Source organism: Aeromonas sp. 25-AL00135 (assembly GCF_054052385.1).
Map to the genome: position 1 here is coordinate 141,933 of NZ_JBSTYQ010000012.1, position 12,058 is coordinate 153,990.

A 12,058-nucleotide genomic window follows, 5' to 3' on the forward strand; every position below is an offset into this window, starting at 1 on the left:
AGGAGTTCTCAAAAATGGCAATCGTTAAGTGCAAGCCTACTTCTCCGGGCCGCCGCCACGTCGTCAAGATCGTCAATCAAGAGCTGTACAAGGGCAAGCCCTTCGCCGCTCTGCTGGACAGCAAAAGCAAGTCCGGTGGTCGTAACAACAACGGCCGTATCACTACCCGTCATATCGGTGGTGGTCACAAGCAGCACTACCGTATCGTCGACTTCAAGCGCGACAAAGACGGTATCCCGGCTAAAGTAGAGCGCCTGGAATACGATCCGAACCGTACCGCTAACATCGCTCTGGTGTTGTATGCAGACGGTGAGCGTCGTTACATCCTGGCTCCGAAAGGCCTGAAAGCTGGTGACGCGATCGCTTCTGGTGCTGATGCAGCCATCAAGGTAGGTAACGCCCTGCCGATGCGCAACATCCCGGTTGGTTCTACCGTTCACGCTGTAGAGATGAAGCCTGGTAAAGGTGCCCAGCTGGCTCGTTCCGCTGGTACTTTCATCCAGATCCTGGCTCGTGAAGGTAACTATGTAACTCTGCGTCTGCGTTCCGGCGAAGTACGTAAAGTTCTGGCCGAGTGCCGCGCTACCATCGGTGAAGTCGGTAACTCCGAGCACATGTTGCGTCAACTGGGTAAAGCCGGTGCAAACCGCTGGCGTGGTATTCGTCCGACCGTTCGCGGTATGGCGATGAACCCGGTTGACCACCCGCACGGTGGTGGTGAGGGTCGTAACAAGGGCATGCAGCCTGTGTCCCCATGGGGCCAGAAGGCTAAAGGCTTCAAGACCCGTAAGAACAAGCGTACCGACAAGTACATCGTACGTCGTCGTAACAAGTAATTGTTAACATAGAGGAATCACCATGCCACGTTCTCTCAAGAAGGGTCCATTTATTGACCTGCACTTGCTGAAGAAGGTAGAGAAAGCGGTGGAAAGCGGGGATAAAAAGCCGGTTAAAACCTGGTCCCGTCGTTCAATGATCATCCCGAACATGATCGGTTTGACCATCGCTGTCCATAATGGTCGTCAGCACGTTCCGGTTTTCGTTACCGAAGAAATGATCGGTCACAAACTGGGTGAATTCGCACCGACTCGTACTTATCGCGGCCATGCTGCTGATAAGAAGGCTAAGAAGCGCTAAGGGATAAATGATGGAAGCTATCGCTAAACACCGTTATGCCCGTACTTCTGCCCAGAAAGCTCGTCTGGTAGCCGATCAAGTACGTGGTCTGTCCGTAGACAAGGCTCTGAATATCCTGACCTTCAGCCCGAAAAAGGCTGCAGTGCTGGTTAAGAAAGTGCTGGAATCTGCCATTGCAAACGCTGAGCACAACGAAGGCGCCGATATCGACGCGCTGCGTGTTGCTACTATCATGGTCGACGAAGGTCCCTCCATGAAGCGCATCCGTCCGCGTGCCAAAGGTCGTGCGGATCGTATCCTCAAGCGTACCGCTCACATCACTGTAGTGGTATCCGACGCTAAGGCTGGGAGATAAGCAATGGGTCAGAAAGTACATCCTAATGGCATTCGCCTGGGTATTACCAAGCCTTGGAATTCTACCTGGTTCGCGAACACCAAAGACTTCGCTGACAACCTGTACAGCGATTTTCAAGTACGCCAGTTCCTGACCAAGGAACTGAAAAACGCGTCCTTGTCCAAGATCACCATTGAGCGTCCGGCCAAGAGCATCCGTGTGACCATTCACACCGCTCGTCCGGGTGTTGTAATCGGTAAGAAAGGCGAAGACGTTGAGAAGCTGCGCAAAGCTGTAGCCACTATTGCTGGCGTGCCTGCTCAGATCAACATTTCCGAAGTCCGCAAGCCGGAGCTGGATGGCAAACTCGTTGCCGACAGCATCACTTCCCAGCTGGAGCGTCGTGTAATGTTCCGTCGTGCTATGAAGCGCGCCGTACAGAACGCAATGCGCCTGGGTGCCAAGGGCATCAAAGTGGAAGTTTCCGGTCGTCTGGGCGGCGCTGAAATCGCGCGTACCGAATGGTACCGTGAAGGTCGTGTGCCGTTGCACACCCTGCGTGCCGACATCGACTACGCAACTTCTGAAGCCCACACCACTTACGGTGTGATCGGCGTTAAAGTTTGGATCTTCAAGGGCGAAGTTCTGGGCGGTCTGGCTGCTGTTAACGCTGCCGCTGCTCAAGAGCAAGCTCCTGCAAAGCCCAAGCGTGACAACAAGCGCCGCGCTGCTAAGTAAGGAGATTCGGTAAATGTTGCAACCTAAGCGTACTAAATTCCGCAAGACCCACAAGGGTCGTAACCGCGGTCTGGCCACCTCTGGTAACGAAGTATCCTTCGGTACCTTTGGCCTGAAGGCGACATCCCGTGGTCAACTGACTGCTCGTCAAATCGAAGCAGCCCGTCGTGCCATGACCCGTCACGTTAAGCGTCAAGGTAAGATCTGGATCCGTGTGTTCCCGGACAAGCCCATCACCGAAAAGCCCCTCGAAGTTCGTATGGGTAAAGGTAAGGGTAACGTGGAATACTGGGTTTGCCCGATCCAGCCTGGCAAGGTTCTGTACGAGATGGACGGTGTACCTGAGGCTCTGGCGCGTGAAGCGTTTGCCCTGGCCGCAGCTAAGCTGTCTGTTCAGACCACTTTCGTAATTAAGACGGTGATGTGATGAAAGCCCAAGATCTGCGTCAAAAGAGCGTCGAAGAACTGAACCAGGAGCTGCTGGGCCTGCTGCGTGAGCAATTCAACATGCGCATGCAAGCGTCCACCGGCCAGCTGGCTCAGACTCACACTCTGAAACAAGTGCGTCGTGACGTCGCACGTATCAAGACTGTACTGACTGAGAAGGCAGGTGCGTAATGACTGACAAGATCCGTACTCTGCAAGGTCGTGTAATCAGCGACAAGATGGACAAGTCCATCACTGTTGCTATCGAGCGCAAGGTAAAGCACCCGATCTACGGTAAGATCATCAAGCGCACTACCAAGCTGCACGTGCATGACGAAAACAACGAGTGCAAAGCTGGCGACCTCGTGGAAATCCGCGAATGCCGCCCGCTGTCCAAGACCAAGTCCTGGACCCTGGTTGCCGTTGTAGAAAAGGCCTAATCGGTACTTTGTAGTCCAAGCGGCCCCTTTCAGGGGCCGTTTGTTTTTTAGGCTACCTTTTCTGAAAATCCTGTGTTATAGTTTCGCGCCTTTTGAAGGCAGCCAGATCCCATTAGGGATAAGAAGTAAACAAAGCGGAGCACTAAGATGATCCAGATGCAAAGTATGCTGGGTGTTGCCGACAACTCCGGCGCTCGCAGTGTAATGTGTATTAAGGTTCTGGGTGGCTCGCACCGCCGTTACGCCGGCATCGGCGACATCATCAAGGTTTCCATCAAGGAAGCCATTCCTCGCGGTAAAGTGAAGAAAGGTGATGTGTATAACGCGGTGGTCGTACGCACCCGTAAAGGCGTTCGTCGTCCGGACGGCTCTGTCATCCGTTTCGACAACAATGCGGCTGTGTTGCTTAACAACAACCAACAGCCAATCGGTACTCGTATTTTTGGCCCGGTGACCCGTGAACTGCGTAATGAGAAGTTCATGAAGATTGTGTCCCTGGCACCCGAAGTACTGTAAGGAGTCGAACGATGGCAGCTAAAATCCGTCGCGAAGACGAAGTGATTGTTCTTACCGGCAAAGACAAGGGCAAGCGTGGCAAAGTCACTCAAGTCCTGATTGCAAAAGGTAAGGTAATCGTGGAAGGCATCAACCAGGTGAAGAAACACCAGAAGCCGGTACCCGCACTGGGTCAGGCTGGCGGTATCGTCACCAAAGAAGCCCCCATCGATGTATCAAACGTAGCGCTGTTCAACTCTGCCACTGGCAAAGCTGACCGCGTTGGTTTCCGGATTGAAGACGGCAAAAAAGTCCGTTTCTTCAAATCCACCGGCGAACTTGTGAAGTAATTGGAGTTTAACGATGGCGAAACTGCATGATTACTACAAATCCGATGTAGTAAATGAACTGTCCAAGCAGTTCGGTTACAAGACTATCATGCAAGTCCCTCGGATCGAGAAAATCACCCTGAACATGGGTGTTGGTGAAGCGATCTCTGACAAGAAATTGCTGGAAAATGCTGCTGCCGATATGGCTGCCATTTCCGGTCAGAAGCCGCTGATCACCAAAGCTCGCAAATCTGTTGCGGGCTTCAAGATTCGTGAAGGCTACCCGATAGGTTGTAAAGTAACCCTGCGTGGCGAGCGTATGTGGGAGTTCCTGGAACGGCTGATCTGCATCTCCGTACCGCGTATCCGTGACTTCCGTGGCCTGAACGCTAAAGCGTTTGACGGTCGTGGTAACTACTCCATGGGCGTGCGTGAGCAGATCATCTTCCCGGAAATCGACTATGACAAAGTCGATCGCGTCCGTGGTCTGGATATCACCATCACCACTTCCGCGAATACCGATGAAGAAGGCCGTGCTCTGCTGGCTGCCTTTAACTTCCCATTCCGCAAGTAAGGTTAGGGTTATGGCTAAAACATCCATGAAAGCGCGCGAAGCAAAGCGTGCCAAGCTGGTAGCCAAGTACGCGACCAAGCGTGCCGAGCTGAAAGCTATCATCGTTGACATGAACGCTTCTGAAGAAGCGCGTTGGGATGCTGTACTGCAACTGCAACAGCTGCCCCGTGATTCCAGTCCGTCCCGCCAGCGTAACCGTTGCAATATTACTGGTCGTCCGCACGGTTTCCTGCGCAAGTTTGGCCTGTCTCGCATCAAGGTGCGTGAGCATGCCATGAAGGGCGAAATTCCGGGCCTGAAGAAGGCTTCTTGGTAACGAATCTCGGGAGTTAGACTTATGAGCATGCAAGATCCGATCGCGGATATGCTGACCCGCATCCGTAACGGTCAGGCGGCGAGCAAAGTTGCGGTTTCCATGCCTTCTTCCAAGCTGAAAGTGGCTATTGCCAAAGTGCTGAAAGAAGAAGGTTACATCGCTGGCTACTCCGTAGCTGGTGACGTGAAGCCGGAACTGGAAATTGAACTGAAATATTTCCAGGGCAAGCCAGTTGTAGAACTGATCCAACGCGTAAGCCGTCCAGGCCTGCGTATTTACAAGCGCACTACTGATCTGCCGAAAGTTATGGGCGGTCTCGGTGTTGCTATCGTGTCCACGTCTAAAGGTGTGATGACTGACCGTGCTGCTCGCAAAGCAAGCATGGGCGGTGAGATCATCTGCTACGTCGCTTAATAGGAGGTAGGAAATGTCTCGTGTTGCTAAGGCACCCGTCACTATTCCTGCTGGCGTAGAGGTGACTCTGAACGGCCAGGAACTGACCATCAAAGGTGGTAAAGGTTCTCTGGTTCGCTCTATTCACGCCGGTGTAGAAGTGACCAAAGAAGACAATGTACTGAAGTTCGCCCCGCGCGGCAGCATCGCTGGTGCTGACGCTCAGGCTGGTACTGCCCGTGCATTGGTCAACAACATGGTAATCGGTGTTACCCAAGGCTTCGAGCGCAAGCTGCAGCTGGTTGGTGTAGGTTATAAAGCCTCCATCAAGGGCAATGCTGTTGCGCTGGCTCTGGGCTTCTCTCACCCGGTAGAGCATGCGCTGCCGGCTGGTGTGACCGCTGAGTGCCCGACTGCTACAGAAATCGTTCTGCGTGGCGTCGACAAGCAGCTGGTTGGCCAAGTCGCCGCCGATATCCGTGCTTACCGCGCTCCGGAGCCCTACAAGGGCAAGGGTGTACGCTATGCCAACGAGCAAGTGCGTACTAAAGAAGCTAAGAAGAAGTAAGGTAACACTATGGACAAGAAAGCAGCTCGTCTCCGTCGTGCTACTCGTGCTCGGAAAAAGATGCAGGAACTGGGAGCTACCCGTCTGGTTGTTCACCGTACCCCGCGTCATATCTATGCGCAGGTTATTGCAGCCAACGGTTCCGAAGTTCTGGCCTCTGCTTCCACAGTAGAGAAAGCCATCAGTGAAGCTCTGAAATACACCGGTAACGCAGATGCTGCTACCGCTGTAGGTAAGGCTATCGCTGAGCGTGCTATTGCCAAAGGCGTTCAGAACGTATCTTTCGATCGTTCCGGTTTCAAGTATCACGGTCGCATCGCTGCCTTGGCAGCTGCCGCACGTGACGCTGGTCTTCAGTTCTAAGCTAGGAGTCGAAGATGGCTAAAGTCGAATCTCAAGCCGGCGAACTGCAAGAAAAGCTCATTGCAGTAAACCGTGTTTCGAAAACTGTTAAAGGTGGTCGTATCATGTCCTTCACCGCGTTGACCGTGGTGGGTGATGGTAACGGCCGTGTAGGTTACGGTTACGGTAAAGCCCGTGAAGTTCCGGCTGCTATTCAAAAAGCAATGGAACAGGCTAAGCGTAACCTGAACAAGGTTGAGCTGAACAACGGCACTCTGCACCACCCGGTGCGTGGTGTTCACTCTGGCTCCACCGTGTTCATGAAGCCGGCCTCCCAAGGTACTGGTATCATTGCAGGCGGCGCTATGCGTGCTGTTCTGGAAGTTGCCGGTATCCACAACGTGCTGGCCAAGACCTACGGTTCCACCAACCCAATCAACGTTGTTCGCGCTACTGTAGACGCTCTGGTTCACGGTCAATCACCGGAACAGATCGCTGCCAAGCGTGGTCTGCGCGTTGAAGAAATTCTGGGGTAATGCGACATGGCTAACACTGTAAAAGTAACTCAAACTCGCAGCTCTATCGGCCGTCTGCCAAAGCACAAGGCGACTCTGCGTGGTCTGGGTCTGCGTCGCATTGGTCACACCGTTGAGCTGGAAGATACTCCTTGCGTACGCGGCATGATCAACCAGGTTTATTACATGGTTAAGGTGGAGGGCTAAGCATGCGTCTGAACACTCTGTCTCCGGCCGCTGGTTCCAAGCCTGAAAAACAACGTCGTGGTCGTGGTATCGGCTCCGGCCTGGGCAAGACTGGTGGTCGTGGTGTTAAAGGCCAAACCTCTCGTTCCGGTGGCGGCAAAGTCCGCAACGGTTTCGAAGGCGGCCAAATGCCTTTGAAAATCCGTCTGCCGAAGTTCGGTTTCTTCTCTCGCAAATCTTTGGTTTCTGCCGAAGTGCGTCTGAACGAAATCGCCCTGGTAGAAGGTGATGTGGTCGACCTGAGCACTCTGAAGCAAGCCGGTGTTGTTACTAAGAACATCGTGTTCGCTAAAGTTGTTCTGTCAGGCAACATTGACCGTGCTGTGACCGTTCGTGGTCTGTCCGTCACCAAAGGTGCACGCGCAGCCATCGAGGCCGCTGGCGGTAAAATCGAGGAATAATCAGTACAATGGCTAAGAAACCAGGATTGGATGTTAAAGCACAGGGTGGTCTGAGTGAACTGAAGAGCCGTCTGCTCTTCGTTCTCGGGGCGATTATCGTTTTCCGTGCAGGCTCTTATGTGCCGATTCCTGGTATTGACGCCGCCGTACTGGCCGAGTTGTTCCAGCAACAGAAGGGCACCATCATTGAGATGTTCAACATGTTCAGTGGTGGTGCACTCTCGCGTGCTTCTATTCTTGCGTTGGGGATCATGCCGTACATTTCGGCATCGATCATTATCCAGCTGCTGACAGTGGTTCACCCCGCTCTTGCTGAACTCAAGAAAGAAGGTGAATCCGGCCGTCGCAAGATTAGCCAATATACCCGTTGGGGCACGCTGGTTTTGGGAACTTTCCAGGCCATTGGTATTGCAACCGGTCTGCCGAATATGATGCATGGACTCGTGACTAATCCGGGTTTGGGCTTCTATTTCACAGCGGTTGTGAGTCTGGTCACCGGTACCATGTTTTTGATGTGGTTGGGTGAGCAGATTACCGAGCGTGGGATTGGTAATGGTATCTCGTTGATTATTTTCACAGGTATCGTTGCTGGTTTGCCGCATGCCATTGGCGCTACGGCCGAACAGGCACGTCAAGGGGAATTGCACATCCTGCTGTTGTTGTTGCTGGGCTTGATTGTTTTCGCAGTGACTTACTTTGTGGTGTTCGTGGAGCGTGGTCAGCGTCGTATCGTCGTTAACTATGCCAAGCGTCAACAAGGCCGCCAGGTATTTGCCGCGCAAAGCACACACCTGCCGTTGAAAGTGAATATGGCTGGTGTGATTCCTGCGATTTTCGCATCCAGTATCATCCTCTTCCCGGGGACCATTACCTCTTGGTTTGGTCAGGGCGAGGGTAAAGTAGCTGATATCCTGCAACAGGTCTCTATGGTCCTGCAGCCGGGTCAACCGCTTTACGAGATGCTGTATGCAGCAGCCATTATCTTCTTCTGCTTCTTCTATACCGCGCTGGTGTTCAACCCACGCGAGACAGCAGATAATCTGAAGAAGAGTGGAGCCTTTATCCCGGGGATTCGCCCGGGCGAGCAGACAGCACGTTACATCGATAAGGTTATGACTCGCCTGACATTGGCAGGTGCGCTCTATATAACCTTTATCTGTCTGGTACCCCAGTTCTTGATGACTGCCTGGAACGTACAGTTCTACTTCGGCGGCACTTCGCTGCTGATTATCGTGGTAGTTATCATGGACTTCATGGCTCAGGTACAAACCCATATGATGTCTCATCAATATGGCGACGTCCTGAGGAAGGCCAACCTGAAGGGCTACGGCCGCTAAAGGTCGGCGTAGTTACGGAGTTAAGCAATGAAAGTTCGTGCTTCCGTTAAGGCAATCTGCCGTAACTGCAAAATCATCAAGCGTCACGGTGTGGTGCGTGTGATTTGCAGCGAGCCAAAGCATAAACAGCGCCAAGGCTAATTTTTTACGGTTAGTACTTGCAACAAATAGTTGTGCTGGCTAATATAGCCAGCCAACTTTTGTTGTGTATTGGTTGACCGCCACGTATCCGCTCACGGGCTTTGTGGTGGTCGTAATCTACTATATGTAGGAGTGAATAGTGGCCCGTATCGCTGGCATTAACATTCCTGACCATAAGCATGCAGTCATCGCTTTGACTGCTATTTATGGCGTCGGTCGTACCCGCTCCAAGGCCATCTGTGCCGCAGCCGGTATCGCTGAGAATGTGAAAATTAAAGACCTGGACGAAGCTCAGATCGAGAGTCTGCGTGAACAAGTAGGTAAATTCACCGTTGAAGGTGACCTGCGTCGTCAGATTTCCATGAACATCAAGCGATTGATGGATCTGGGTTGCTACCGTGGTTTGCGTCACCGTCGTAGCCTGCCTGTTCGTGGTCAACGTACCAAGACCAACGCTCGTACCCGTAAGGGTCCGCGCAAGGCTATCAAGAAGTAACGGGAAGGTAGAAAATGGCTAAAACTCCGACTCGTGCTCGCAAGCGCGTTAAAAAGCAAGTGAGCGACGGTATTGCGCACGTTCATGCATCTTTCAACAACACAATCGTGACCATTACTGACCGTCAGGGCAATGCTCTGTCTTGGGCTACTTCTGGTGGTTCCGGTTTCCGTGGTTCTCGTAAGTCCACCCCGTTCGCTGCTCAGGTAGCTGCCGAGCGCGCTGGTGAGATGGCCAAAGAATATGGCGTCAAGAACCTGGAAGTCATGGTCAAAGGTCCGGGTCCCGGTCGTGAGTCTTCCATCCGCGCCCTGAACGCGGCTGGTTTCCGCATCACTAACATTACTGATGTGACTCCGATCCCGCACAACGGTTGTCGTCCTCCCAAGAAGCGCCGCGTATAACGCTGTAGCTACTTGGTCTAGGATTGTTGGAGAAAGAAGATGGCAAGATATATCGGTCCTAAGCTTAAGCTTAGCCGTCGTGAGGGCACCGACCTCTTCCTGAAGTCAGGTGTTCGTGCGATTGATTCTAAGTGCAAGATTGACACCGCCCCTGGTCAGCACGGTGCGCGTAAAGCGCGTCTGTCCGACTACGGTGTTCAGCTGCGCGAGAAACAAAAAGTTCGTCGTATCTACGGCGTATTGGAAAAACAGTTCCGCAACTACTACCGCGACGCTGCCCGTCAAAAGGGTAACACCGGTGAAAACCTGTTGCAGCTGCTGGAAGGTCGTTTGGACAACGTTGTTTACCGTATGGGCTTCGGCGCTACCCGTGCTGAATCTCGTCAGCTGGTGAGCCACAAGGCCATCATGGTAAACGGTCGCGTTGTGAACATTCCTTCTTTCCAGGTTTCCCCTGAGGACGTGATCTGCGTTCGTGAGAAGGCTAAGAAGCAAGCGCGTATCAAAGCTTCCCTGGAAGTTGCTGGTCAGCGTGAGAAGCCGACTTGGGTAGAGGTTGACGCCGCTAAAATGGAAGGTGCTTTCAAGCGTCTGCCAGAGCGTTCCGACCTGTCTGCCGACATTAACGAACAGCTGATCGTCGAGCTTTACTCCAAGTAAAGCTAGCTTCTAAAGAGAGGACACAATGCTGGGTTCTGTAACAGATTTTCTTAAACCGCGGCTAGTTGACATCGAGCAAGTTAGCCCGACTCATGCGAAAGTGACTCTTGAGCCACTCGAGCGTGGCTTTGGTCACACGCTGGGCAACGCCCTGCGTCGTATTTTGCTGTCATCTATGCCCGGTTGTGCAGTTACTGAAGTCGAAATTGACGGGGTACTGCATGAGTACAGCAGCAAAGAAGGTGTACAGGAAGACATTCTTGAAATCCTGCTCAACCTGAAAGGTATCGCTGTGAAGCTGGAAGGCAAGGACGAGGTAACTCTGTCCCTGACCAAGTCTGGAACAGGCCCCGTTACCGCTGGTGATATCACTCACGGTGATGAAGTCGAGATCGTAAACCCGGAGCACGTAATCTGCCACCTGACAGGTGCCAATGCTGAAATCAGCATGCGCCTGAAAGTTCAGCGCGGTCGTGGTTATGTGCCTGCTTCTGCTCGTGTTCACAACGATGATGAAGAGCGTCCTATTGGTCGCCTGCTGTTGGACTCCGCGTTCAGCCCCATCGTTCGTATTGCCTACAATGTTGAGGCAGCACGTGTGGAACAGCGTACCGACTTGGACAAGCTGGTCATCGACATGGAGACCAATGGTACCCTGGATCCTGAAGAAGCCATCCGTCGTTCTGCCACTATTCTGGCCGAGCAACTGGAAGCCTTCGTGGATCTGCGCGATGTCAGCGTGCCCGAGAAGAAAGAAGAGAAACCCGAGTTTGATCCGATTCTGCTACGTCCTGTCGATGATTTGGAGCTGACAGTTCGTTCTGCGAACTGTCTGAAGGCAGAAGCTATCCACTATATTGGTGATCTGGTACAGCGTACCGAAGTTGAGTTGCTTAAGACTCCTAACCTCGGTAAGAAGTCCCTGACTGAGATCAAGGACGTGTTGGCCTCCCGTGGTCTGTCTCTTGGCATGCGCCTTGAGAACTGGCCGCCCGCCAGCATCGCTGACGAGTAATCCAGATTACGGGTTTCACAGATTTAGTTAGAAGGATAAGGTCATGCGCCATCGTTTGAGTGGTCGTCAACTGAACCGGAACAGCAGCCATCGTCAGGCAATGTTCCGCAACATGGCCAGCTCCCTGGTTCGTCATGAGATCATCAAGACGACTCTGCCTAAGGCAAAAGAGCTGCGTCGTGTAGTTGAACCGCTGATCACCCTTGCCAAGACTGATAGCGTTGCTAATCGTCGCCTGGCATTTGCCCGTACTCGCGACAACGCGATCGTGGCTAAGCTGTTCAATGAACTGGGCCCGCGCTACCTGGAGCGCGCCGGCGGTTATACTCGCATTCTGAAATGCGGTTTCCGTGCTGGCGACAACGCCCCTATGGCTTATATTGAGCTGGTAGACCGCCCGGCCGCTGCTGAAGCAGCTGCTGAGTGATAAAGAAAAAGCCGGGCTTGTCCCGGCTTTTCTTTTAAGGGATTCTGATACTGCCTCAACTGGCCTCAACTGGCCTCAACTGGCCTCAACTCATTATTCAACTTCTCCTATATAGGAAGTAAGAGTTGTTCCTGACCTGGCGAAATGGTGAATTGTCTGTTCATTTCATCCAAACATCGCTGGCCAGTTCGATATCGCCCACCAGTGTTGCACAGGGGTCTACATACACCCGTTTGCCCAGTTGTGGGCGTTTTCCTTTGTAGGGTCTCAGTCGCAAGTCCATCTTGGCCTCCATGTTTTCGGCCATTCTAACAACCTGAAGGC

General features: G+C 52.9%; 24 protein-coding genes and 1 pseudogene. 24 read left to right on the forward strand and 1 reads right to left on the reverse strand.

The window, feature by feature from the left end:
- The first annotated feature begins 14 nt into the window (after positions 1-14).
- The 24 genes from rplB to rplQ all read left to right on the forward strand — a co-directional run bounded on the left by rplB (position 15) and on the right by rplQ (position 11,734).
- The gene (gene rplB / locus ACW5XC_RS13020; RefSeq protein ID WP_005340614.1) at positions 15-836 is read left to right on the forward strand and encodes a 50S ribosomal protein L2; all 822 of its coding nucleotides are present in this window, start codon (positions 15-17) and stop codon (positions 834-836) included.
- A 22-nt stretch (positions 837-858) separates the two neighbouring features.
- Positions 859-1,137 carry a 30S ribosomal protein S19 gene (gene rpsS / locus ACW5XC_RS13025; protein WP_005307960.1) on the forward strand — a complete coding sequence of 93 codons (279 nt, stop codon included), beginning with the start codon at positions 859-861 and terminating at the stop codon, positions 1,135-1,137.
- A gap of 10 nt (positions 1,138-1,147) precedes the next feature.
- A complete protein-coding gene (gene rplV / locus ACW5XC_RS13030) occupies positions 1,148-1,492 on the forward strand; it encodes a 50S ribosomal protein L22 (protein ID WP_005319741.1) in 345 nt (114 codons plus the stop codon).
- Between the two features lie 3 nt (positions 1,493-1,495).
- Positions 1,496-2,209, forward strand: coding sequence for a 30S ribosomal protein S3 (gene rpsC / locus ACW5XC_RS13035; RefSeq protein ID WP_005307962.1), 714 nt, complete (start codon positions 1,496-1,498; stop codon positions 2,207-2,209).
- Between the two features lie 13 nt (positions 2,210-2,222).
- Positions 2,223-2,636: a 50S ribosomal protein L16 gene (gene rplP, locus ACW5XC_RS13040; RefSeq protein ID WP_005340612.1), complete on the forward strand. Its 414-nt coding sequence runs from the start codon at positions 2,223-2,225 to the stop codon at positions 2,634-2,636.
- The gene (gene rpmC / locus ACW5XC_RS13045) at positions 2,636-2,827 is read left to right on the forward strand and encodes a 50S ribosomal protein L29 (RefSeq protein ID WP_005307965.1); all 192 of its coding nucleotides are present in this window, start codon (positions 2,636-2,638) and stop codon (positions 2,825-2,827) included. Before rplP ends, rpmC begins: the two co-directional genes overlap by 1 nt.
- Complete coding sequence (rpsQ, locus tag ACW5XC_RS13050) at positions 2,827-3,075, forward strand: 30S ribosomal protein S17 (RefSeq protein WP_005307966.1); 249 nt, start codon at positions 2,827-2,829, stop codon at positions 3,073-3,075. The genes rpmC and rpsQ overlap by 1 nt, the downstream gene beginning before the upstream one ends.
- 147 nt (positions 3,076-3,222) lie before the next feature.
- A complete protein-coding gene (rplN, locus tag ACW5XC_RS13055; RefSeq protein ID WP_005307975.1) occupies positions 3,223-3,591 on the forward strand; it encodes a 50S ribosomal protein L14 in 369 nt (122 codons plus the stop codon).
- Positions 3,592-3,602: 11 nt separating this feature from the next.
- Positions 3,603-3,920 (forward strand): 50S ribosomal protein L24, encoded by a 318-nt coding sequence (gene rplX, locus ACW5XC_RS13060; RefSeq protein ID WP_005307977.1) that lies wholly within the window; start codon positions 3,603-3,605, stop codon positions 3,918-3,920.
- A gap of 13 nt (positions 3,921-3,933) precedes the next feature.
- Positions 3,934-4,473 (forward strand): 50S ribosomal protein L5, encoded by a 540-nt coding sequence (gene rplE / locus ACW5XC_RS13065; protein ID WP_005331162.1) that lies wholly within the window; start codon positions 3,934-3,936, stop codon positions 4,471-4,473.
- Positions 4,474-4,483: 10 nt separating this feature from the next.
- Positions 4,484-4,789 carry a 30S ribosomal protein S14 gene (gene rpsN / locus ACW5XC_RS13070; protein WP_005340609.1) on the forward strand — a complete coding sequence of 102 codons (306 nt, stop codon included), beginning with the start codon at positions 4,484-4,486 and terminating at the stop codon, positions 4,787-4,789.
- Positions 4,790-4,810: 21 nt separating this feature from the next.
- Positions 4,811-5,203: a 30S ribosomal protein S8 gene (gene rpsH, locus ACW5XC_RS13075; protein ID WP_005307980.1), complete on the forward strand. Its 393-nt coding sequence runs from the start codon at positions 4,811-4,813 to the stop codon at positions 5,201-5,203.
- A gap of 13 nt (positions 5,204-5,216) precedes the next feature.
- Positions 5,217-5,750, forward strand: a complete 534-nt coding sequence (gene rplF, locus ACW5XC_RS13080) for a 50S ribosomal protein L6 (protein WP_005340607.1) — start codon at positions 5,217-5,219, stop codon at positions 5,748-5,750.
- Between the two features lie 9 nt (positions 5,751-5,759).
- Entirely contained in the window at positions 5,760-6,113 is a 354-nt protein-coding gene (rplR, locus tag ACW5XC_RS13085; RefSeq protein WP_005340606.1) for a 50S ribosomal protein L18, read from the forward strand.
- Between the two features lie 14 nt (positions 6,114-6,127).
- Positions 6,128-6,628: a 30S ribosomal protein S5 gene (rpsE, locus tag ACW5XC_RS13090; protein ID WP_005340605.1), complete on the forward strand. Its 501-nt coding sequence runs from the start codon at positions 6,128-6,130 to the stop codon at positions 6,626-6,628.
- Between the two features lie 6 nt (positions 6,629-6,634).
- Positions 6,635-6,814: a 50S ribosomal protein L30 gene (gene rpmD, locus ACW5XC_RS13095; RefSeq protein WP_005307985.1), complete on the forward strand. Its 180-nt coding sequence runs from the start codon at positions 6,635-6,637 to the stop codon at positions 6,812-6,814.
- 2 nt (positions 6,815-6,816) lie between these two features.
- Positions 6,817-7,254, forward strand: coding sequence for a 50S ribosomal protein L15 (rplO, locus tag ACW5XC_RS13100; protein ID WP_005340604.1), 438 nt, complete (start codon positions 6,817-6,819; stop codon positions 7,252-7,254).
- An 8-nt stretch (positions 7,255-7,262) separates the two neighbouring features.
- Positions 7,263-8,591 carry a preprotein translocase subunit SecY gene (secY, locus tag ACW5XC_RS13105; RefSeq protein WP_005340602.1) on the forward strand — a complete coding sequence of 443 codons (1,329 nt, stop codon included), beginning with the start codon at positions 7,263-7,265 and terminating at the stop codon, positions 8,589-8,591.
- A 27-nt stretch (positions 8,592-8,618) separates the two neighbouring features.
- Positions 8,619-8,732, forward strand: coding sequence for a 50S ribosomal protein L36 (rpmJ, locus tag ACW5XC_RS13110; protein ID WP_005319705.1), 114 nt, complete (start codon positions 8,619-8,621; stop codon positions 8,730-8,732).
- A 139-nt stretch (positions 8,733-8,871) separates the two neighbouring features.
- On the forward strand, positions 8,872-9,228 hold the full coding sequence (gene rpsM / locus ACW5XC_RS13115; protein WP_005307991.1) for a 30S ribosomal protein S13: 357 nt from the start codon (positions 8,872-8,874) through the stop codon (positions 9,226-9,228).
- A gap of 14 nt (positions 9,229-9,242) precedes the next feature.
- The gene (gene rpsK / locus ACW5XC_RS13120; protein WP_005307993.1) at positions 9,243-9,632 is read left to right on the forward strand and encodes a 30S ribosomal protein S11; all 390 of its coding nucleotides are present in this window, start codon (positions 9,243-9,245) and stop codon (positions 9,630-9,632) included.
- Positions 9,633-9,671: 39 nt separating this feature from the next.
- Positions 9,672-10,292 (forward strand): 30S ribosomal protein S4, encoded by a 621-nt coding sequence (gene rpsD, locus ACW5XC_RS13125; RefSeq protein WP_005340600.1) that lies wholly within the window; start codon positions 9,672-9,674, stop codon positions 10,290-10,292.
- A 25-nt stretch (positions 10,293-10,317) separates the two neighbouring features.
- Positions 10,318-11,307: a DNA-directed RNA polymerase subunit alpha gene (locus ACW5XC_RS13130; protein WP_005307997.1), complete on the forward strand. Its 990-nt coding sequence runs from the start codon at positions 10,318-10,320 to the stop codon at positions 11,305-11,307.
- A gap of 43 nt (positions 11,308-11,350) precedes the next feature.
- Complete coding sequence (rplQ, locus tag ACW5XC_RS13135) at positions 11,351-11,734, forward strand: 50S ribosomal protein L17 (protein ID WP_005307999.1); 384 nt, start codon at positions 11,351-11,353, stop codon at positions 11,732-11,734.
- Between the two features lie 169 nt (positions 11,735-11,903).
- On the opposite strand, the pseudogene ACW5XC_RS13140 reads toward rplQ, so the two are convergent.
- Positions 11,904-12,017 (reverse strand): annotated as a pseudogene (locus ACW5XC_RS13140) (gamma carbonic anhydrase family protein); the annotation flags it as partial.
- Between the last annotated feature and the right edge of the window lie 41 nt (positions 12,018-12,058).

Excerpts from the sequence above, each read along its gene's own strand:
- rplB (WP_005340614.1), top strand. The coding sequence starts at position 15 with ATGGCAATCGTTAAGTGCAAGCCTACTTCTCCGGGCCGCCGCCACGTC.
- rpsS (WP_005307960.1), top strand. The coding sequence starts at position 859 with ATGCCACGTTCTCTCAAGAAGGGTCCATTTATTGACCTGCACTTGCTG.
- rplV (WP_005319741.1), top strand. The coding sequence starts at position 1,148 with ATGGAAGCTATCGCTAAACACCGTTATGCCCGTACTTCTGCCCAGAAA.
- rpsC (WP_005307962.1), top strand. The coding sequence starts at position 1,496 with ATGGGTCAGAAAGTACATCCTAATGGCATTCGCCTGGGTATTACCAAG.
- rplP (WP_005340612.1), top strand. The coding sequence starts at position 2,223 with ATGTTGCAACCTAAGCGTACTAAATTCCGCAAGACCCACAAGGGTCGT.
- rpmC (WP_005307965.1), top strand. The coding sequence starts at position 2,636 with ATGAAAGCCCAAGATCTGCGTCAAAAGAGCGTCGAAGAACTGAACCAG.
- rpsQ (WP_005307966.1), top strand. The coding sequence starts at position 2,827 with ATGACTGACAAGATCCGTACTCTGCAAGGTCGTGTAATCAGCGACAAG.
- rplN (WP_005307975.1), top strand. The coding sequence starts at position 3,223 with ATGATCCAGATGCAAAGTATGCTGGGTGTTGCCGACAACTCCGGCGCT.
- rplX (WP_005307977.1), top strand. The coding sequence starts at position 3,603 with ATGGCAGCTAAAATCCGTCGCGAAGACGAAGTGATTGTTCTTACCGGC.
- rplE (WP_005331162.1), top strand. The coding sequence starts at position 3,934 with ATGGCGAAACTGCATGATTACTACAAATCCGATGTAGTAAATGAACTG.
- rpsN (WP_005340609.1), top strand. The coding sequence starts at position 4,484 with ATGGCTAAAACATCCATGAAAGCGCGCGAAGCAAAGCGTGCCAAGCTG.
- rpsH (WP_005307980.1), top strand. The coding sequence starts at position 4,811 with ATGAGCATGCAAGATCCGATCGCGGATATGCTGACCCGCATCCGTAAC.
- rplF (WP_005340607.1), top strand. The coding sequence starts at position 5,217 with ATGTCTCGTGTTGCTAAGGCACCCGTCACTATTCCTGCTGGCGTAGAG.
- rplR (WP_005340606.1), top strand. The coding sequence starts at position 5,760 with ATGGACAAGAAAGCAGCTCGTCTCCGTCGTGCTACTCGTGCTCGGAAA.
- rpsE (WP_005340605.1), top strand. The coding sequence starts at position 6,128 with ATGGCTAAAGTCGAATCTCAAGCCGGCGAACTGCAAGAAAAGCTCATT.
- rpmD (WP_005307985.1), top strand. The coding sequence starts at position 6,635 with ATGGCTAACACTGTAAAAGTAACTCAAACTCGCAGCTCTATCGGCCGT.
- rplO (WP_005340604.1), top strand. The coding sequence starts at position 6,817 with ATGCGTCTGAACACTCTGTCTCCGGCCGCTGGTTCCAAGCCTGAAAAA.
- secY (WP_005340602.1), top strand. The coding sequence starts at position 7,263 with ATGGCTAAGAAACCAGGATTGGATGTTAAAGCACAGGGTGGTCTGAGT.
- rpmJ (WP_005319705.1), top strand. The coding sequence starts at position 8,619 with ATGAAAGTTCGTGCTTCCGTTAAGGCAATCTGCCGTAACTGCAAAATC.
- rpsK (WP_005307993.1), top strand. The coding sequence starts at position 9,243 with ATGGCTAAAACTCCGACTCGTGCTCGCAAGCGCGTTAAAAAGCAAGTG.
- rpsD (WP_005340600.1), top strand. The coding sequence starts at position 9,672 with ATGGCAAGATATATCGGTCCTAAGCTTAAGCTTAGCCGTCGTGAGGGC.
- ACW5XC_RS13130 (WP_005307997.1), top strand. The coding sequence starts at position 10,318 with ATGCTGGGTTCTGTAACAGATTTTCTTAAACCGCGGCTAGTTGACATC.
- rplQ (WP_005307999.1), top strand. The coding sequence starts at position 11,351 with ATGCGCCATCGTTTGAGTGGTCGTCAACTGAACCGGAACAGCAGCCAT.